This window comes from Actinobacillus pleuropneumoniae (assembly GCF_003290385.1).
GTDB classification, from domain to species: Bacteria; Pseudomonadota; Gammaproteobacteria; order Enterobacterales; family Pasteurellaceae; genus Actinobacillus; species Actinobacillus lignieresii.
The window spans coordinates 1,725,049-1,744,300 of sequence record NZ_CP030753.1; the positions used below are offsets into that span (position 1 = coordinate 1,725,049).

A 19,252-nucleotide genomic window follows, 5' to 3' on the forward strand; every position below is an offset into this window, starting at 1 on the left:
GAAAACCAGTATGATAAAAAGAACAAGCGGTTATTTTTGAGATAAATTTTGCAAAGTGGAAAATAGAGTTTCTATTTTTTCGACAATGCGGAGTTGTTCATTAAGTGAAGGCAAAGGAATCAATCTATTATTTAAATTACTTTGGGTGATTTGATTAATTGTTGTAGTATTAACCCCATCAAAATCATTTCTAAATAATGGAGAGGATAAGTAATAGTATATATATTTATTAAATGGGCTTCTAAATATTGCCATAAATGCTCCAAATGAATATCCATCTTTATCTATAATTGCTGCTTTCCCCACCAATTTTTTGCTTCCATTTCTAGCACAAATTAACAAGTCATTCTTATAGCATCTTTTATTTTCTGGAATATCTAAATTGACTTTTACTATGTCTGATGAAACATCAATTTTTCCATCTTGAATATTACCAGAACGCAAAACAATAGTTCCGTCCGATGCAACATCACTAGGATTATAAGTAAGTCCTATATTAGTTTCTCCAATTTCCCCCAACCTAACCCAAACCCAACTTTCAGGAATCTCAAACGGCACTTCATCAGCGATACAACGCTCTTTGCCATTAACAATCTCATAAGGCAAATTATCACGCATAATGATTTCTGAAATCACTTTCGGCTTTTTCAGTTTTTTCTCAGCGATTAGGCGTAATTTCTCTGCTTTTATCCGCTCAATCAATGCAGAAGCAGGTTCATCATTTGGATTTTGTTCCGTCAATTTACCTTGAATTGCCGCCTGTAAAATCGACTTTTTCAACTGCTCAGGAAACTGCTGATGAAGTGCGGTCAATTTTTCTTCTTTTTCTGCATATTGCTCAATATAAGGCAGTAACTCTTCAATTTTCGCCACGATACGTTTTTGTTCGTTTAGTGGGGGGAGTGGAATTATAAATTTTTTAATTGATTTTAGTCCTACATTAGGTTGTGTAGTTTTATTTGTATATTTTTTTATTTCCAATTTAGCTAATTCTGAATTCAAATAAGCAACAACATATTGCATATTGATATACTCAACCCTAATGCACGCACAGGAATACGAAACCAATAATTTAATATTTTCTTCAATAATTCTTACTACACCTATGGTTCCATATCTTGGGAAAATAATATCATTTTTTTGAGGAGCAAATTTTTTCGATAATAAGAAATAGTCTTCTTCACTAACTTTTTTAGCATTAGCAAAATCAATACCGTTTTTATCATAAAAATCTTTTGGGGAAATATAAGGTATACCATTTTTACCTTTATATTCTTGTGGCATTTTGTGATCAATATCACTAATTTCTTGACAAACATCTTCTAACCTCACCCACACCCAACTCTCAGGAATTTCAAAGGGGAAATCTTGTTCCGTGGTAGAAGGGGTTTTATCGGAAGTTTTTTTGCTTTTTTTGATTTTGCCTTCCGCAATCAAGCGATCTTTTTTTTGCTTAATTTTTTCAAGCAAGACCGAAGCAGGTTCATCAGTTGGATCTTGTGGCACGAGCTTGCCTTGAATAGCGAGCTGTAAAATCGCATTTTTGAGTTGTTGAGCTTTCATCGTGTTTGTTTAACCTTTTTTCCGATTGCTTCAAGGGTATTTAAGTCATCTTGTTCGGCATTTAATGCGAGTATTTCACGTCTCTTTTGTTTAAAAAGGGCATACTGTTCATCAGTAAATTCTTTCATTTGTTGGCGGCTTTTATTGCCTTTATCCGCCAGCACAGGAAAACCATTATCTTCAATAATGCTATCAATACGGTTTTGCCAAAAGCGTAGGGTTAAATCTTGGCGATTTTTAGCTCTTAGCTCCGCACTTTCTAGGAAGATGACCGTTAGGCGGTTGAGCGTATCAATTTCGTCTTCATTGAGATAATTTTTTGAAACGATAATGTCTGCTTTCAACACTCTCTCGCCACTCCAAGTGGTTAGCCCCATATTTGGTAATTCCGCATTTGCACGGTTACAGATGAGTTCTGCTGCGGTTTGTTGGGTAACAGCGTAAATCAGTTTATTTTGTGCTTCAGCAAAGAACATTTCGGTGGCTTTGTCGGTGACATCATAATCACTAGATAATTTGAATAACTCTCGCACTTTTTGATAAAAACGCATTTCGCTGGCTCGAATATCTCGGATTCGTTCCAGTAATTCATCAAAGTGATCAACTCGTCCGTTCGGATTTTTCAGACGTTCATCGTCCATTAAAAATCCTTTTTCTAAATAAGTGCGTAAACTACTGTTTGCCCAACGTCTAAATTGCACACCTCGTGGGCTACGCACACGAAAACCAATAGCTAAAATCATTGCTAAAGCATAGTGCTTTACACTGTAATTTTTGCCATCAGTAGCAGTTATGAAAAAATCCTTCATAACTGAAGCGTCATCTAACTCATTGTCATTAAATATATTTTTGATATGTTCGGATATATTTCGTACAGAGGTGTCAAAAAGTTCAGCAAGCTGATTTTGGGTTATCCAAACTTCATTTTCTGCAACAAAAAGTGAGACTTTACTTTTGCCGTCTTCAGTGTTGTAAATGATTAAATCAGACATTTTTCCACCTATAATTTAATCCCCAAAATTTGAGTGATTTCGCCTAAAATGCGATCAATATCGGCATTTAAAGCGGTACGTTTTTGCTGATAATTTGCAATGAGTTCATCAGGCGGTAAAATTTCCTCTTCCTCGTGTGGGAAACCACATAGATCAATGTTAAATTGGCGATCCGCAATTTCTTGATAGCTGTAACATCTCGCTTTATCAAAGCCATCAATTTCAATCGCTTGGCGGTTGTGCCACCATTCCATTACTTCGTTGAAATGCTCCAATTTCATTGGTTTAGTTTTGGAGAAATTTTTGTAGCCTTGTGGCATATCTAAGCGGTAAAACCACGTTTCTTTAGTCGGCTCGGTATTATCAAAAAACAGAATGTTGGTGGTAATCGATGTATAAGGAGCAAACACGCTATGCGGTAAGCGGATTACCGTATGCAAATTCATTTCACTCATCAATTTTTGCTTAATCGCCATTTTGGCATTATCCGTACCAAATAAGAAACCGTCAGGCAACACGATTGCTACACGCCCATTTTTCTTTAAGCGATACATAATCACCGACATAAACAGGTCGGCGGTTTCGCTACTGCGGAGAGCGGACGGGAAATTGGTTTTGATTTGCTCAATTTCGCTACCACCATAAGGCGGGTTCATCAAAATAACATCAAATTTATCATTCTCAGTGTAGTCTTTGACGGGCTTTTCAAGGGCATTGTCGTGATGCACGTTGGGGTTATCAATGTCGTGCAATAGCAAGTTAGTAATGCAAAGTAAATGCGGTAAAGCCTTTTTCTCAATGCCATAAACAGAATTGCTAAGTAGGTTTTTATCATTAATAGAATCGTTTTGTTTATCTAATTCTTTTAATGCCGACGTGAGAAATCCACCTGTACCACAAGCAAAATCAGCAATTTTTTCTCCTAATCTAGGCTTAATCATTTTTGCCATAAAATCGGTTACTGCTCTTGGTGTATAAAACTCTCCTGCATTGCCCGCACTTTGTAGGCTTTTCAGGATATTTTCATAAATATCGCCGAAAGCGTGGCGTTCTTGATATTGCTCGAAGTTAATTTCATCAATGATATTAATCACTTGGCGAAGCAAAATACCATTTTTCATATAGTTGTTATTATCTTCAAAAGCGGCACGAATGATCTTTTGATTCATTGGTGTTTCAGCTGAAATCGGTAAGTTTTTTAATGCTGGAAAGAGCTCGTTATTGACGAAGTTGAGCAATTCATCGCCTGTCATTGCTTTACCGTCTTTGTTATCTTTCGCCCAATTTTGCCAACGTAAAAAGTCGGGCAAAATAGAATGGTAATTATCGTCGATTTGCTCCCACTCCTGTTCTTTGGCATCGTAGATTTTTAAAAATAGAATCCATACGATTTGTTCGATACGTTGGGCATCACCGTTAATGCCAGCATCATTTCTCATCACATCTTGCAGACGTTTTACTAAATTGTTTAAACTCATTTTGTGTCCTATATAAACGAGAAAGAGCGGTCAGATTTTAGAAAATTTTACAAATTTCTTATAAAATCTAACCGCTTATAAAATTAATCAGAATAAATAATTTTTTCTAAGCCTTTTACCGCTTTTCGATAAAGTTCTTTGCCCCCAAACTTATTCAGAATAGGGAGTAAACCTCCAAATGTTCTAAACTTTGGTGTTTGTAGTAATTCAGTTTTACTAAGATCTTTAGTGCCTGATTTCACATATTCATCAAGCAACAGCCCCAACACTTGGCGATTTTCTTCGGAGTATTGGGCTAAATAGTCGCTCTTTTTCGCTTTCTCGATTCGCTCTTGCTTCGTCATCGGCATTTTGCCGTAAGCAACTTTGCGAATAATGTCATAATCATCAAATTGGCTACCAAATTGATTTTTCTTCCGCAGAGAATTAAGCCATTTTTCATCGGTGTAAAATTTCAAGAAAATCTCACCGCTTGTAGTCCAGCTTTGCTGGAATTGCTCATAAGATGAGAAATCTTTGCGAATTTCACGTTGCGAGAAAATATCAATATCTTCTAAAACCAGTTCGCCTTGTTCATTAAGATACTGTACTTTTTCATCCAGAATTCGCAATTTTAAGCTGCCAGCCTCTACGACAATAGCGGGCTTATATTCACCACCATCTTCTTTTACTTGATCAGTTGGTTTGGAAGTGCGGTTATTTTTTTCGTTATTTTCTTTGTCATCAAATGGTTTATTTTCAGGCAGTTCAAGAATAGCTACTGGATCACCATCAAAAGCAGGATCAGCAAAAAGGCGAGTTACACCACGAAAATCCAAAATAGTAAAAAATTCTTTGCCTGCATCGGTGCGTAAACGTGTGCCACGCCCAATGATTTGCTTAAATTCGGTCATTGACTGAATGTTGGCATCAAGCACCACTAATTTGCAGGTTTTGCTGTCTACACCCGTAGTCATTAATTTTGATGTTACTGCGATGACAGGGTAAGCATTCCCTTCATTTTGTACATCACAAAAGGCTTCTAAATCGTCATTTTTACCTGTTTGGTCGCCTGTAATTTGGCGAATATATTTGGGATTTTTTGCCAACATATCGGCATTTAAGCGAGAAAGCTCCGCCACCATTCGCTGTGCGTGATTGATATTGGCACAGAACACAATGGTTTTATCCAAGCGGTTGGTTTTCTTGAGAAATTCTGTAATGCGTTCTGCGACAAGGCAAGTGCGGTCGTTTAAGATAATGTTGTAGTCAAAATCTTTAATGGTATAAAGACGATCCTCTACCAATTCTCCATTTTTGTCGGTTAAACCTTTGGTTGGTCGCCAACCTTTTAAGTCGCAATCTAAATCCACTCGAATAACCCGATAAGGGGCTAAAAAGCCATCTTCGATACCTTGTTTTAGGCTGTAGGTGTAAATCGGATCGCCAAAATAGCTGATATTGCTTGCATCAGCAGTTTCTTTTGGCGTTGCGGTCATACCAATGTGCGTTGCTTCGTTAAAATAGTTCAAAATTGCACGCCAATTAGAATCTTCTTTGGCACTGCCACGGTGACATTCGTCAATGATGATTAAGTCAAAAAATGACGGTTGGAATTGCTTAAATAATTCGTTATCCGTTTCGCCATCTAATTGCTGGTAGAGTGCAAGATAGACTTCAAACGAGCTATCTAATTTTTTATTGCTCACTTTAACCATTTTGTCTTTAAATGGCTTGAAGTCTTGAGTCATCGGCTGATCGACTAACACATTTCTGTCTGCTAAAAATAAGACTTTACGTTTTGCCCCACTGGCTTTTAGACGATGAATAATTTGGAAAGCGGTGTAAGTTTTCCCTGTTCCCGTTGCCATTACCAATAAGATGCGATTTCGTCCTTTTGCCACCGCTTCAATGGTAAGATTGATTGCATTCTCTTGGTAATAGCGTGGCTCTTTAAAATTATCACTTGCACTGGTGTAATAAGGCTGTTGGATAATTTTCAATTCTTCGGGTGTATATTGTTTGCTCCAACGTTCAGAAAGTTCTTGTGGAGTCGGGAATTGCGACATTGGCAAAGTACGTTGAACACCCGTAATAAAATCATGCTCAACAAACTCATCACCATTTGAGCTATAGGCAAAAGAGGCTCCCAAGTCTCTTGCATAATCCATTGCTTGCTGTAAACCATCTCTTGGCGAATGTTTATAATCCTTCGCTTCTACTACCGCAATCTTATGATTTTTTGATTGATATAAAATATAGTCCGCTCGTTTTGCGTCTTTGCGGCTGGCTAGTTTAGTTTTAGGATCAACAATCATCTGTCCATCGGTAAATGGTTTATCAACTTTAAAAGAATATTCCTCGCTAATATGTCGATCACTCCAACCTGCATTTTTAATTGCAGGTGTAATGAATTTTGAACGAATATCTGCTTCGGACATCTGACGTTTTTCTGCTGGACTAAACATGGCTTTCCTTCCGATAAGTTTCTCTTATCGGAATAATATCAGAAAGATTTATTTAGAAAAACAAAAGGCGTAAGTTACCTTACGCCTTTTATAAATACATTTTACGTTTGAATCGCTTATTTTATTTTCGCCAAACGTTCACCCATTCGAGTTTCTACGCCGGCTTGTAGGTGAGCTTCCAATTCAACACTATCTTTCGGGAAGAGGTTAATTACGGTTGAACCTAAGCGGAACGCCCCCATTTCCTGACCTTTTTTCAGGTGTACGGCCGTTTCACCGCTGGTTTCGTAGTGATATTCTACTACCTCTTTCGTACGAGGAGGGTTAATGATACCTGCCCAAACCGTACTCATACTTGCGGTAATTGTTGCGCCGACCAGAATTTGTACCATCGGTCCGAATTCGGTTTCAAACTCACAAATCACACGTTCGTTACGTGCAAATAAATTCGGCACGTGTTCGGCTAAGAACGGATTGACCGAGAACAATTCGCCCGGTACGTAAATCATTTTACGTAATGTCGCATCGCACGGCATATGTACGCGGTGGTAATCGCGCGGCGATAAATAAGTGGTAATAAAATGACCGTCTTTAAATTTATTTGCCATTTCTTGATCGTTCGCTAATAAAGTCTCAAGCGTGAAAAAATGACCTTTAGCTTGCAGTAAACGATCGTCTTCAATTTTGCCCGATTCGCTTACTTTACCGTCTGCCGGTAAGCAAAGTGCTTGTGCGTCTTGATTGATCGGACGAGCGTTTTCTTTTAGCGGACGAATAAAGAATTCATTAAAAGTTGCGTAGTCCGAAGCGTTGCTTTTTTGCGCCTCCGATAAGTTCACTTTATATTGTTTAGCAAATGTACGAATAATAAAGTGAGTTACTGCACCCCATTTTTGTTCTGCCAGCCAGCCGGCTAAGCGCGTAACGGGTAATTGCGGGAAGATATATTGAAATGCGACTTTCACTCGTTGCCAATAAGTCGGAGTAGCGTATGGCTTTAAAGACATTAGGTTGTATCCTTTTTATTCAATTACAGAAATAGGCGCGAAGTATAACAGAAAGAAAAGTGAATTACCTAATAGTTATAGAAGGGACTGAGCCGAACGATAAAATTAATAAGAGAGTGTGAGTATTGACGGTCGGCTCAGCGGATTTTTTTATTCTAGCGTGATGCGTTCGCGATTTTTCTCTAGTGTCGCTTTACCGATTCCGGAGACTTCCGTTAGTTGTTCTATCGTAATAAAAGCACCGTTTTTAGTGCGGTAATCGACAATCGCTTGTGCTTTTTTCTCACCGATTCCCACCAGTTTGGATTTAATTTCCGCTGCATCCGCCGTATTGATATTCACTTGATTTTGTTTATCGGCAGTTTTGTTCGTTGTTGTCATTTGTTGAACTACGGGAGTCGGTTCGGAAACGGGCGGATTATTAGGCTTTGCGATTGAATCGGCGGATAACAATGCAATGATGAAGCTAATACTAAATCGGGCAAATTTTTTCATAAAAGTTCTCCTTTAAGTAATCATATTTTTAGCTCAATTTACAGGCGAGAACCGTCTTGATCAATTTAAGCGGCATATTTTTGCGATCAGGATCGAGAAAGTAATAAAATTTGTTGTCATAAAATAAACGGAGAAATTGAGCTTTTATTTGCGATTCGGATAGAACGGGTAAGTAATTTCGCTATTATTCTTATTTATTAAGAGAAATTTTCTAAAAAGCGTGTGCTGATTGAGCGGAAATACTTTAAAATATAAAAAATTTATTTAGTTTTATTTTTACTCTAATATTTGGATATCTAAATGTCACATAATCATTTCCGTAAAGAGCCGACATTCGGCGAGCCGTCCGCAAATACTGTAAATTCGGCGGAACAAGTTGCAGAACAAATTAATTCGGACATTACTGAAAAAAGTGCCGTAAATGCTAAAGTATCGTTACATTCGACCAAAGTGCCTAGTTATACTTTTACGCCTACGATGACACGTCCGGTTGATGAAACGACCACATTAAAATCAATCGAGGAAACTCAACTAGTGAAAAATGAATCAAAACTATCGACTAATGTAGATAACGGTACTACAGATACGATTAAAGATGCGGAACCGGTAAATAAAGTGATCGCTTCGGAAGCTAACGAATTAAAATCGACCGCTAAAAATGCCGGTTTTACATTCTCTCCTGTCGAAGACGAAGCGGAAAGATACAAAGCGGAAGCTGTGAAAGTTGAGAAAACGGTAACGGAGGAAAAACCGACTATGAATACGAATAATATGGAACGTGTGATTCCCGTATCGAATACGGAAAAACCGGAAACGCCAATGGCAAAAGTACCGTCCAAATTCCGTCGTTTAGGGCTTGTTGCCGGACTGGCGGCCGTTTTAGCCGGTATCTTCTTTTGGTTAAAACCGAGCGCACCGGAAACCGTAGAAGAATTACAAGCTCAGCAAGGCGGTTCATTACCGATTGAGTTCCGACCGGTTGATGAAGAAGAAGCGAAACGTGCCGAAGCGCAAGCAAAAGCCGAACAGGAAGCAGCATTAGCACAGCAACAAGCGGCACAGCAAACACAACAAGCGGCGACAGAACCGACGGGAACGGCAGCGACAAATATGCCGGCAGAAACAGCGCCTACGACTGAAACTACTATGCCTGCGGCAAATAATTCCGCGCCTACCGAAACGGCGCCGGTTGTAAATAAGCCTGTCGTTCAAGCGGAAGTTGCTAAGCCGAAAACTCAAGGTAGTGTGATTCATCAATCGGAAAATAAGGCGGATAATAAAAAAGTTGAGCCTAAACAACCGAAAGTGAAGGCAATGACCGCCGATGAGTTTAATGCGAAGAAAGCTAAAAACGCTCAGTTAGATCAATTAGTGAAGAATGTGGAGCAAGGAAAACCGGTAGAAAAAGCGACCGCTAAAGTAGCGAAACCTACTACGACAAGCGCCGGCGTCGTTTCAAGCAAAACCTTAACGGTACCGAAAAGCACTTCATTAATGCAAGTATTCCGTGATAATAAGTTAAATATTTCGGATGTAAACGCAATGAGTAAGGTAAACAATGTAGTAAGTAACCTCAAAGTCGGTGAACGTATTACGGTTCGTTTGGATAAGAACAACCGCGTAGTCGAAATGAATATCGGTTCCGGCGGTAAGTTTACTCGTCAAGCGGATGGTAGCTATAGCTTTAAATAAGAAATATCACAGAGCAACGCTATAGCCGTTGCTCTTTTTCTTTTAATATTAGGAGAAAGAGAGGTCTATTGAGGTGCCTTTTTTAATTAAAAAGAAAATTGCGGTTATATGCTCAATAAGTATGTTGGCTGTGGTAGGCTGTAAGCCGTTGGAAGCGCCGGTCGAACAGGTGCAACGAGTACAATTTGTAAATAAACTTGTGCCTACCGCAATAAAACCGACGGAAAAAATTAGTGTGGTAAAAAGCCAAACGGCAACCGAGTTTCTTTGCAAAGACGATGTGGTTATTAAAGTTCAACGTTACCAACCGAAAAAAGATACGAAAAGTAAGCGCAGAACAAATGCCAATCAAGCTATTGCTTTAACGTACGGTAATGCTAAACATACTCTGTCGCCGGTCGTAGCTAAAGTCGGTGGCAAAAAATATAGCAATATTCGTTGGACGTGGTTTGAAGGGCTGGACGGAATCGCCGTACTTTCTGATAACAGCGGCAATATATTGGCAAGCGACTGTAAAGCCAAATAACGATAAGCGGTTAAATTTACTTAGATTTTTGCAAGTTTCTAGGTAAAAATGACCGCTTGTTATTTTAGGGAAAAGGATTTAATGAATATCTTAATTATTGGCCCGTCTTGGGTCGGCGATATGATGATGTCGCACGCACTGTACCAACAACTCAAAATTCAATATCCGAATTGTCACATTGACGTGATGGCACCGGATTGGTGTCGCCCGCTGCTTGCTCGAATGCCTGAAGTACGCAAAGCGATTTCGATGCCGATTGGGCATGGTTCGTTCCGCTTATGTGAGCGTTATCAGTTAGGAAAATCGTTAAAAAATCAATATGATATGGCGATTGTGTTACCTAATTCGCTTAAATCTGCATTTATTCCGCTATTTGCTAAAATTGCGGTGCGCCGCGGCTGGAAAGGCGAAAGTCGCTATTTCTTGTTAAACGATTTGCGTAATAACAAGCAAGGTTACCCGATGATGGTGCAACGTTATGTTGCGCTGGCTTTTGAGAAAAATGCCGTGCCGGATGCCAAAGCATTGCCGATGCCTGTACCTTATCTACAAACGCAAGTGGCTGAGATCAGTGCGACCAAAGCGAAATTTGCCAAACAGTTTGAATATGCCGAACAGCGTCCGGCAATCGGCTTCTGCCCGGGAGCGGAATTCGGGCCGGCAAAACGTTGGCCGCATTATCATTATGCCAAGTTAGCGGAAATGCTAATTGAAAAAGGTTATGCGGTACATCTGTTCGGTTCTAATAAAGATAAAGAGGTCGGCGAACAAATTCGTGCAAGTTTAGCGGACAATTTACAGCGTTATTGTGTCAATTTAGCGGGGCAAACCGACTTGAATCAAGCGGTTGATTTAATTGCCGATTGTCATGCAGTGGTAAGTAATGATTCCGGATTAATGCATATTGCCGCGGCACTTGGCAAACCGTTGGTTGCGCTTTACGGACCGACCAGTCCGCAATATACGCCACCGCTTTCCGATAAGGCGGTGATTATTCGCTTAATTGAAGGCGGTTTGATTAAGATTCGCAAAGGTGAAGCTGCCGAAGGCTATCATCAGAGTCTGATTGATATTCAGCCGGAAATGGTGATTAAAAAATTAGAGGCGTTATTAGGCTAATTGCAAGCGGTCATTTTTTGTAAAAACTTTGCAGATTTAGACCGCTTGTTTATCTCAATTTAAAAGATAAATAAATGAAAGTTTTAATTGTAAAAACATCCTCAATGGGGGATGTGATTCATACTTTGCCGGCCTTAACCGATGCTCAACAAGCAATTCCGGATATTCAATTCGATTGGGTAATAGAAGAAAATTTTAGTGAAATTCCGCATTGGCATTCGGCGGTTGATAAGGTCGTGCCGTTAGCGATTCGTCGTTGGCGTAAGAACTTATGTAAACGCCAGACCTGGCTGGAATGGCAAAATTATCTGAAGCAACTCCGCTCGACGGAATATGATGCGGTAATTGATGCGCAGGGGTTGATTAAAAGTGCGGTATTTGCCACCAAGCAGGCGAAAGGAACGAAATACGGTTACGATAAACATTCGGCACGAGAAGGTTTAAGTAGCCTGTTTTATGATCACTCGTTTAATATCGCTTATCAACAACATGCGGTGGAACGGATTCGTCAGTTATTTGCGATGTCACTGAATTACACGCTCCCCGATAGATTGGGCGATTATGGCATTGCCACGCATTTTGCTAAAAAAAATGAAAATTCAACCGCTTATGTGTTAGCTATTCATGCTACGACTCGAGCGGATAAACATTGGAAAGAAGAATATTGGCGAGAAGTGATTCAAGAATTAAGCGTACAAGGCGTTGAAGTCCGCTTACCATGGGGAAATGCACAAGAGAAAGCACGCGCGATACGTTTGGCGCAAGCGAATACCAATGTGACGGTATTACCGAAATTATCACTGACCGAATTAGCCGAGCAAATTTCCGGTGCGAAAGTGGTGTTATCGGTGGATACCGGATTGAGTCACTTAGCGGCGGCATTGGATAAACCAAACGTAATTTTATACGGTACAACCGATCCGAAATTAATCGGTGCTTACGGCAAAAATCAGCATTATTTAACCGGACACGGTATGGCGAATATTTTACCTTATCGCGTCTTGCAAACCTTAGAAACATTGATCACGGAATAATCAATTTATCCCTTGTCGGATGCTTGACTTTTACTCCGTATAACACTAGAATTTACTGTCCTTTCGTCTTTGAAAGGATATTTTTTAATTTTATTTTTATAATTTTAACTGGAGCTTTTAAATGGCAACTATCAACCAATTAGTACGCAAACCGCGTGTGAAAAAGGTTGTAAAAAGCAACGTTCCTGCATTAGAGGCTTGCCCGCAGAAACGTGGCGTGTGTACTCGTGTATACACTACTACACCTAAAAAACCGAACTCAGCATTACGTAAAGTGTGCCGTATTCGTTTAACAAATGGCTTTGAAGTAACTTCATACATCGGTGGTGAAGGTCATAACTTACAAGAACACAGTGTTGTATTAATCCGTGGCGGTCGTGTTAAAGACTTACCGGGTGTGCGTTATCACACTGTACGTGGTGCACTTGACTGTGCAGGCGTTAAAGACCGTAAACAAGGTCGTTCTAAATACGGCGTTAAACGTCCTAAAGCTTAATGGATCTCCGTTAAGTAAGGCCAAACGTCTAAATTAATCAAAAATTTAAACCATAAACTCCAGTCAATCGTGATGTGCAGTCACACACAATAGATGAGTTTTGGATTATCCTGAATATATAAACGGAGTATTTGCAATGCCACGTCGTCGTAGTGTTGAACCTCGCAAAATCCTTCCAGATCCGAAATTCGGTTCAGAATTACTTGCGAAATTTATTAATGTTTTAATGGTAGATGGTAAAAAATCTACAGCAGAATCAATTATTTACGGTGCTTTAGAAACTTTAGCACAACGTACCGGTAAAGAAGCTTTAGAAGCATTCGAAGCAGCGTTAGAAAACGTACGTCCGACAGTAGAGGTTAAATCTCGTCGTGTTGGCGGTTCTACTTACCAAGTACCGGTTGAAGTTCGTCCTTCTCGTCGTAACGCATTAGCTATGCGTTGGATTGTTGAAGCGGCTCGTAAACGTGGTGACAAATCAATGGCATTACGTTTAGCAAACGAACTTTCAGATGCAGCGGATAACAAAGGTACGGCTGTTAAGAAACGTGAAGACGTTCACCGTATGGCTGAAGCTAACAAAGCGTTTGCTCACTTCCGTTGGTAATCGTTTAGCAATATGCTTGCAGGGCTTCATCACAAAATTTGCGATGAAGCCTTACCCTTATTTAAACTCATATTAAATTCCAAACAAGGTAATAATATAATGGCTCGTACAACCCCTATTTCACGCTACCGTAATATTGGTATCAGTGCGCACATCGATGCAGGTAAAACAACTACCTCTGAGCGTATCTTATTCTATACGGGCGTGAGTCATAAACTTGGTGAGGTGCACGATGGTGCAGCTACTATGGACTGGATGGAACAAGAGCAAGAGCGTGGTATTACCATCACCTCTGCTGCAACAACAGCGTTCTGGTCCGGTATGTCTAAACAATTTGAACAACACCGTATCAACGTTATTGATACTCCGGGACACGTGGACTTTACAATCGAAGTAGAACGTTCAATGCGTGTTCTTGACGGTGCGGTAATGGTTTACTGTGCGGTAGGTGGTGTTCAGCCTCAATCAGAAACCGTATGGCGCCAAGCAAATAAATATCAAGTACCACGTATTGCGTTCGTAAACAAAATGGACCGTACCGGTGCTAACTTCCTACGTGTTGTTGATCAAATCAAAACTCGTTTAGGCGGTAACTCTGTTGCTTTACAACTTCCTATCGGTTCGGAAGATAACTTCAAAGGCGTAGTTGATTTAATCAAAATGAAAGCGATCAACTGGAATGAAGCTGACCAAGGTATGACTTTTACCTACGAAGATATCCCTGCGGATATGTTAGAAGCATGTGAAGAACGTCGTGCAATGTTAGTGGAAGCGGCGGCAGAAGCGTCAGAAGAATTAATGGAAAAATTCTTCAGTGGTGAAGAATTAACCGAAGAAGAAATCAAAACGGCTTTACGCCAACGTGTGTTAGCGAATGAAATTATCCCTGTTTGCTGTGGTTCTGCATTCAAAAACAAAGGTGTTCAAGCAATGCTTGACGCAGTTATTGAATATTTACCTGCACCGACCGATATCCCGGCAATCAAAGGTATCAATGAAGATGAAACCGAAGGTGAACGTCACGCAAGCGATGACGAACCGTTCGCAGCTTTAGCATTCAAAATTGCAACAGACCCGTTCGTTGGTAACTTAACCTTCTTCCGTGTGTACTCAGGCGTAATCAACTCTGGTGATACCGTTTACAACTCAGTTAAACAAAAACGCGAGCGTTTCGGTCGTATCGTACAGATGCACGCAAACAAACGTGAAGAAATCAAAGAAGTTCGCGCGGGCGATATCGCTGCGGCAATCGGCTTAAAAGACGTTGGTACGGGTGACACATTATGTGCACAAGACGCACCAATCATCCTTGAGCGTATGGAATTCCCAGAACCAGTAATCTCTGTAGCGGTAGAACCAAAAACTAAAGCTGACCAAGAGAAAATGGGCTTAGCGTTAGGTCGTCTTGCTCAAGAAGACCCTTCATTCCGTGTTCACACAGATGAAGAATCGGGCGAAACTATCATCTCAGGTATGGGTGAGTTACACTTAGATATCATCGTTGACCGTATGCGTCGTGAATTTAAAGTTGAAGCGAACATCGGTAAACCACAAGTATCTTATCGTGAAACTATCCGTACAACGGTTAAAGATGTTGAAGGTAAACACGCAAAACAATCCGGTGGTCGCGGCCAATACGGTCACGTTGTAATCGACTTATACCCATTAGAGCCGGAAGGTCCTGGTTACGAATTCGTGAACGAGATCAAAGGTGGTGTAATTCCTGGCGAATTCATCCCTGCGGTTGATAAAGGTATCCAAGAACAACTTAAATCAGGTCCGTTAGCGGGTTATCCGGTAGTTGATGTCGGTGTACGTTTACACTTCGGTTCATACCATGATGTTGACTCGTCAGAATTAGCGTTTAAACTTGCTGCATCATTAGCGTTTAAATCAGCGTTCGGTCGTGCAAACCCTGTATTACTTGAGCCAATCATGAAAGTTGAAGTGGAAACTCCGCCGGATTACGTGGGTGATGTAATCGGTGACTTAAGCCGTCGTCGTGCGATGGTGAACGGTCAAGAAGCGAATGAGTTCGTTGTTAAGATCAATGCGGAAGTGCCGTTATCAGAAATGTTCGGTTATGCAACAGACTTACGTTCACAAACTCAAGGTCGTGCATCTTACTCAATGGAACCATTAAAATACGCTGAAGCACCGACAAGCGTTGCTAATGCAATTATTGAAGCTCGTAAAGCTAAATAATTTATCTTTTAACTAAAGCCTCGGCAATAGGGCGGAGGCTTATTTCTAGGAAGCTATCAAAGTGTCTAAAGAAAAATTTGAACGTACAAAACCCCATGTAAACGTGGGTACAATCGGTCACGTTGACCATGGTAAAACAACTTTAACAGCAGCAATCACTACCGTATTATCAAAACACTTCGGTGGTGCGGCTCGTGCATTCGACCAAATCGATAATGCACCGGAAGAGAAAGCACGTGGTATCACCATCAACACCTCACACGTTGAATACGATACGGAAACACGTCACTACGCACACGTAGACTGCCCGGGACACGCGGACTATGTTAAAAACATGATTACCGGTGCGGCGCAAATGGACGGTGCAATCTTAGTAGTAGCAGCGACAGACGGTCCGATGCCACAAACTCGTGAGCACATCTTATTAGGTCGCCAAGTAGGCGTACCATACATCATCGTATTCTTAAACAAATGCGACATGGTAGATGACGAAGAGTTATTAGAATTAGTAGAAATGGAAGTGCGTGAACTTCTTTCTCAATACGATTTCCCGGGTGACGATACACCAATCGTACGTGGTTCAGCGTTACAAGCGTTAAACGGCGTGCCGGAGTGGGAAGAAAAAATTCTTGAGTTAGCACACCACTTAGATACATACATTCCAGAGCCGGAGCGTGCAATTGATAAACCGTTCTTATTACCAATCGAAGACGTATTCTCAATTTCTGGTCGTGGTACGGTAGTAACAGGCCGTGTTGAACGTGGTATCATCAAATCAGGTGAAGAAGTTGAAATCGTAGGTATCAAAGAAACTACGAAAACAACCGTAACCGGTGTTGAGATGTTCCGTAAATTATTAGACGAAGGTCGTGCGGGGGAAAACGTTGGTGCATTATTACGTGGTACAAAACGTGAAGAAATCGAACGTGGTCAAGTATTAGCGAAACCGGGTACAATCACTCCGCACACAGACTTCGAATCAGAAGTTTACGTATTATCAAAAGAAGAAGGTGGTCGTCATACTCCATTCTTCAAAGGTTACCGTCCACAGTTCTACTTCCGTACAACGGACGTAACAGGTACAATCGAGTTACCGGAAGGTGTTGAGATGGTAATGCCGGGCGACAACATCAAAATGACTGTGAGCTTAATTCACCCAATCGCGATGGACGAAGGTTTACGTTTTGCGATTCGTGAAGGTGGTCGTACAGTAGGTGCGGGCGTGGTAGCGAAAATCATCAAATAATTAGGTATTAGACTTAATATTTGAAGCGAAATGCTAAAAGAGAAGGCGTGTTGAAAGACACGCTTTTTTGTTTTGGCATAGTAGACAAAAAGGTTGGTAAAAAGTGGGTTAAAGCCTTATAGTACAAGGCTTTAACCTACCTTTTTGAAATATGAATAAAAACTTGCCCTTTTTGTCAATCTTCCAAAACACAAAAGTATGGCTTTAAAAATAAGCTTCAACGTTATAAATGTTCAGCTTGCAATAAAATATTTACCTTAACATCTAAATTAAATTCGACCCAAATTTGGTTGGATTATTCTGTTGGAAAACAAACATATCAACAACTCGCTAATAAATATCAGTGTTCAGTAAGAACGATTCAACGATATTTAGAAAAGGCTCCTAAAGCCTTCTTAAAAGCCCCTCAAAATAAATATTTAAACTTAATTATTGATACTACTTTCTTTCATCGTGATTTTGGCGTGATGGTTTTTATTGATAGCCTTTCAACCAAAGTGGTTTATCACCAAATTGTGAAAACGGAAAAAGATATTTATTACAAGAAAGCCATCAATCATTTAAGAGAAAAAGGCTATATCATTCAATCAATTACCTGTGATGGCAGGCGTGGCTTATTGAAAGATTTAATGAATACGCCCACGCAAATGTGCCAATTTCATTTAGTAGCAATCGTGATGAGAGCATTAAGAAAAAAGCATCAATCGCACGCAGGAAGAGAATTAAAAACGATAATAAAGACGTTAAAAGTCAGTTCAAAAATGAATTTTATTTAAAAATACATCACTGGAAAATAAAACATAAAGCCTTTTTAGAGGAACGGTCAGATAAACCGAATGAAAAAGGAAAATATCCTTATAAACATCGTAATGTGAGAAGTGCTTATACAAGTATAAAACGTTATATGGATTATATTTTTACGTATGAAAAGTATCCTGAGTTAAATATTGAAAAGACGACAAATCGAATAGAAGGATTATTTAAAGAATTAAAAGACAAATTACGCCCACATAGCGGATTAACGAGAAAGCATAAGATATTGTTTATACAGGACTTTTTAAATAAAAAGAGTCGGTAAAAATTTCTAAACATAATCATTACCAACCCTTTTGTCCAATAGAGGCATAGTTCGACAAAATACTAACCTTTTTGTCTACTATGCCTTTTTGATGATTAGGGAAAGATACGAACGATTTTCCCATACTCACTAAAATAAACGAATAAAAAATGCGGGATAGTGGACAAAATTGAGTCTAATTTCCCCATGATATAGCCATAATGGACATTTTTGAGTCTGTTATGGCTTTATTTTTAACTTCGCTGGCAAATAAAATCCTTTATAAACACCATCTTATGTTCATCAGTCAATCCTTGGTGAGGGGCTAATTTTGCTTTCATCAGCTTAAAAAATGACTCGACTAAATTCGTCGTATGTGCAATATGCAGTTCAGGATAATCTTGATAGGTAAATAAATAATTTATGCTACGTTTTAGACTCCAATAGGCACTTCTTAATCGTTTGTGTTTAAACCGTTTTGCATTATGCTCCGAGCGTTCGTTAAAGTAAGTTTTATACTCATTCCGCCATTGCAGTAATGCTTGATTAAGCGTCTCTTTTGTATAAGATTTAAGTGAATAGTATAGCTCCAATAACGCTTTCCCAGCCGGAGATTTGGGGGATTTCGTTAAATAAAATATCCCTCTCCCAACTTGATGAAAATGACACATCTGAGTTGGAATATCAGGATATGCATTGAGTAATCCCCTCCTACCATCGCAGGTAATCGATTGAATCTTAATGCCTTTTTCCATTAATTCTGATATAGCTTCGAAATAATACTGATTTTTCTCAGCGGGAATAAAACGAAAGTAGACCGGTTTGGAAGAGAGTGAATCCACTAAAACCAATACGGCAAAACGCTGTTTAAAATGTGTGGTATCCATCACGATGTTAATGGTTTCGGGTAAAGGTTTTTGCTCAGCTTTGATGGATTTTTGAAGATGTCTTCTGATGGTTCTTTCAGAACATTGATATTCAATAGTAAGCTGCCGAACGGTTTGTTTTAGCGAGGTATACTTAAACCAAATTTCTTGTGAATTAAGTCGTTTGGATGCAACAAAATTACGATGGCAATCGAGACATTTATAGCGTTGAACACCATTAATTTTGCCATATTTTTTTGAGGTTAAAAGATGAGCAGAAAATACAATTTTTTAGTCATTTTTATAAAAAGTGGGTTAAAGCCTTATAGTACAAGGTTTTAACCCATTTTGTAGACTCAATTTTGTCCACTATCCCAAAAACCGCTTATTTCACAACAAGCGGCATGATTTTTAGGCTATTT

The 19,252-nt window shown here is 39.6% G+C and carries 16 protein-coding genes; 9 read left to right on the forward strand and 7 right to left on the reverse strand.

Annotation, left to right across the window (positions count from 1 at the left end):
• Window positions 1–30: 30 nt before the first annotated feature.
• The 6 genes from DRF63_RS08035 to DRF63_RS08060 all read right to left on the reverse strand — a co-directional run bounded on the left by DRF63_RS08035 (window position 31) and on the right by DRF63_RS08060 (window position 7,982).
• Window positions 31–1,563 carry a restriction endonuclease subunit S gene (locus DRF63_RS08035; RefSeq protein ID WP_112871324.1) on the reverse strand — a complete coding sequence of 511 codons (1,533 nt, stop codon included), beginning with the start codon at window positions 1,561–1,563 and terminating at the stop codon, window positions 31–33.
• Window positions 1,560–2,555, reverse strand: a complete 996-nt coding sequence (locus tag DRF63_RS08040) for a virulence RhuM family protein (RefSeq protein ID WP_005599895.1) — start codon at window positions 2,553–2,555, stop codon at window positions 1,560–1,562. Before DRF63_RS08040 ends, DRF63_RS08035 begins: the two co-directional genes overlap by 4 nt.
• Window positions 2,556–2,563: 8 nt before the next feature.
• A complete protein-coding gene (locus DRF63_RS08045) occupies window positions 2,564–4,033 on the reverse strand; it encodes a class I SAM-dependent DNA methyltransferase (RefSeq protein ID WP_005599897.1) in 1,470 nt (489 codons plus the stop codon).
• Between the two features lie 83 nt (window positions 4,034–4,116).
• Complete coding sequence (gene hsdR / locus DRF63_RS08050) at window positions 4,117–6,480, reverse strand: EcoAI/FtnUII family type I restriction enzme subunit R (protein WP_005599900.1); 2,364 nt, start codon at window positions 6,478–6,480, stop codon at window positions 4,117–4,119.
• Window positions 6,481–6,596: 116 nt separating this feature from the next.
• Window positions 6,597–7,487 carry an archaetidylserine decarboxylase gene (gene asd, locus DRF63_RS08055; protein ID WP_005599901.1) on the reverse strand — a complete coding sequence of 297 codons (891 nt, stop codon included), beginning with the start codon at window positions 7,485–7,487 and terminating at the stop codon, window positions 6,597–6,599.
• A 150-nt stretch (window positions 7,488–7,637) separates the two neighbouring features.
• Window positions 7,638–7,982: a ComEA family DNA-binding protein gene (locus tag DRF63_RS08060; RefSeq protein ID WP_005599904.1), complete on the reverse strand. Its 345-nt coding sequence runs from the start codon at window positions 7,980–7,982 to the stop codon at window positions 7,638–7,640.
• Window positions 7,983–8,282: 300 nt separating this feature from the next.
• Here DRF63_RS08060 and DRF63_RS08065 point away from each other — a divergent pair, with 300 nt between their 5' ends.
• The 9 genes from DRF63_RS08065 to DRF63_RS11455 all read left to right on the forward strand — a co-directional run bounded on the left by DRF63_RS08065 (window position 8,283) and on the right by DRF63_RS11455 (window position 17,683).
• Window positions 8,283–9,674 carry a LysM-like peptidoglycan-binding domain-containing protein gene (locus DRF63_RS08065; protein WP_005599906.1) on the forward strand — a complete coding sequence of 464 codons (1,392 nt, stop codon included), beginning with the start codon at window positions 8,283–8,285 and terminating at the stop codon, window positions 9,672–9,674.
• Window positions 9,675–9,795: 121 nt separating this feature from the next.
• Window positions 9,796–10,200, forward strand: coding sequence for an MliC family protein (locus tag DRF63_RS08070; protein ID WP_005599908.1), 405 nt, complete (start codon window positions 9,796–9,798; stop codon window positions 10,198–10,200).
• A gap of 81 nt (window positions 10,201–10,281) precedes the next feature.
• On the forward strand, window positions 10,282–11,319 hold the full coding sequence (gene waaF, locus DRF63_RS08075) for a lipopolysaccharide heptosyltransferase II (RefSeq protein ID WP_043991944.1): 1,038 nt from the start codon (window positions 10,282–10,284) through the stop codon (window positions 11,317–11,319).
• A 74-nt stretch (window positions 11,320–11,393) separates the two neighbouring features.
• Entirely contained in the window at window positions 11,394–12,353 is a 960-nt protein-coding gene (gene rfaC, locus DRF63_RS08080; protein WP_005599912.1) for a lipopolysaccharide heptosyltransferase RfaC, read from the forward strand.
• A gap of 121 nt (window positions 12,354–12,474) precedes the next feature.
• A complete protein-coding gene (gene rpsL, locus DRF63_RS08085) occupies window positions 12,475–12,849 on the forward strand; it encodes a 30S ribosomal protein S12 (protein WP_005543325.1) in 375 nt (124 codons plus the stop codon).
• A 136-nt stretch (window positions 12,850–12,985) separates the two neighbouring features.
• Window positions 12,986–13,456, forward strand: coding sequence for a 30S ribosomal protein S7 (gene rpsG / locus DRF63_RS08090; protein WP_005619841.1), 471 nt, complete (start codon window positions 12,986–12,988; stop codon window positions 13,454–13,456).
• A gap of 99 nt (window positions 13,457–13,555) precedes the next feature.
• Complete coding sequence (fusA, locus tag DRF63_RS08095; RefSeq protein ID WP_005620535.1) at window positions 13,556–15,661, forward strand: elongation factor G; 2,106 nt, start codon at window positions 13,556–13,558, stop codon at window positions 15,659–15,661.
• Between the two features lie 61 nt (window positions 15,662–15,722).
• Window positions 15,723–16,907: an elongation factor Tu gene (gene tuf / locus DRF63_RS08100; protein WP_009875214.1), complete on the forward strand. Its 1,185-nt coding sequence runs from the start codon at window positions 15,723–15,725 to the stop codon at window positions 16,905–16,907.
• Between the two features lie 155 nt (window positions 16,908–17,062).
• Complete coding sequence (locus DRF63_RS11455) at window positions 17,063–17,683, forward strand: IS256 family transposase, variant Zn-binding type (protein ID WP_418910104.1); 621 nt, start codon at window positions 17,063–17,065, stop codon at window positions 17,681–17,683.
• Window positions 17,684–18,218: 535 nt separating this feature from the next.
• Here the strand turns inward: DRF63_RS11455 and DRF63_RS08110 are convergent.
• Window positions 18,219–19,118 carry an IS256 family transposase, variant Zn-binding type gene (locus tag DRF63_RS08110; RefSeq protein WP_418910105.1) on the reverse strand — a complete coding sequence of 300 codons (900 nt, stop codon included), beginning with the start codon at window positions 19,116–19,118 and terminating at the stop codon, window positions 18,219–18,221.
• Window positions 19,119–19,252: the final 134 nt, after the last annotated feature.

What these genes read in the sequence shown, in the direction of transcription:
- DRF63_RS08035 (WP_112871324.1), bottom strand. Translation starts at nt 1,563, where the DNA reads ATGAAAGCTCAACAACTCAAAAATGCGATTTTACAGCTCGCTATTCAA.
- DRF63_RS08040 (WP_005599895.1), bottom strand. Translation starts at nt 2,555, where the DNA reads ATGTCTGATTTAATCATTTACAACACTGAAGACGGCAAAAGTAAAGTC.
- DRF63_RS08045 (WP_005599897.1), bottom strand. Translation starts at nt 4,033, where the DNA reads ATGAGTTTAAACAATTTAGTAAAACGTCTGCAAGATGTGATGAGAAAT.
- hsdR (WP_005599900.1), bottom strand. Translation starts at nt 6,480, where the DNA reads ATGTTTAGTCCAGCAGAAAAACGTCAGATGTCCGAAGCAGATATTCGT.
- asd (WP_005599901.1), bottom strand. Translation starts at nt 7,487, where the DNA reads ATGTCTTTAAAGCCATACGCTACTCCGACTTATTGGCAACGAGTGAAA.
- DRF63_RS08060 (WP_005599904.1), bottom strand. Translation starts at nt 7,982, where the DNA reads ATGAAAAAATTTGCCCGATTTAGTATTAGCTTCATCATTGCATTGTTA.
- DRF63_RS08065 (WP_005599906.1), top strand. Translation starts at nt 8,283, where the DNA reads ATGTCACATAATCATTTCCGTAAAGAGCCGACATTCGGCGAGCCGTCC.
- DRF63_RS08070 (WP_005599908.1), top strand. Translation starts at nt 9,796, where the DNA reads ATGTTGGCTGTGGTAGGCTGTAAGCCGTTGGAAGCGCCGGTCGAACAG.
- waaF (WP_043991944.1), top strand. Translation starts at nt 10,282, where the DNA reads ATGAATATCTTAATTATTGGCCCGTCTTGGGTCGGCGATATGATGATG.
- rfaC (WP_005599912.1), top strand. Translation starts at nt 11,394, where the DNA reads ATGAAAGTTTTAATTGTAAAAACATCCTCAATGGGGGATGTGATTCAT.
- rpsL (WP_005543325.1), top strand. Translation starts at nt 12,475, where the DNA reads ATGGCAACTATCAACCAATTAGTACGCAAACCGCGTGTGAAAAAGGTT.
- rpsG (WP_005619841.1), top strand. Translation starts at nt 12,986, where the DNA reads ATGCCACGTCGTCGTAGTGTTGAACCTCGCAAAATCCTTCCAGATCCG.
- fusA (WP_005620535.1), top strand. Translation starts at nt 13,556, where the DNA reads ATGGCTCGTACAACCCCTATTTCACGCTACCGTAATATTGGTATCAGT.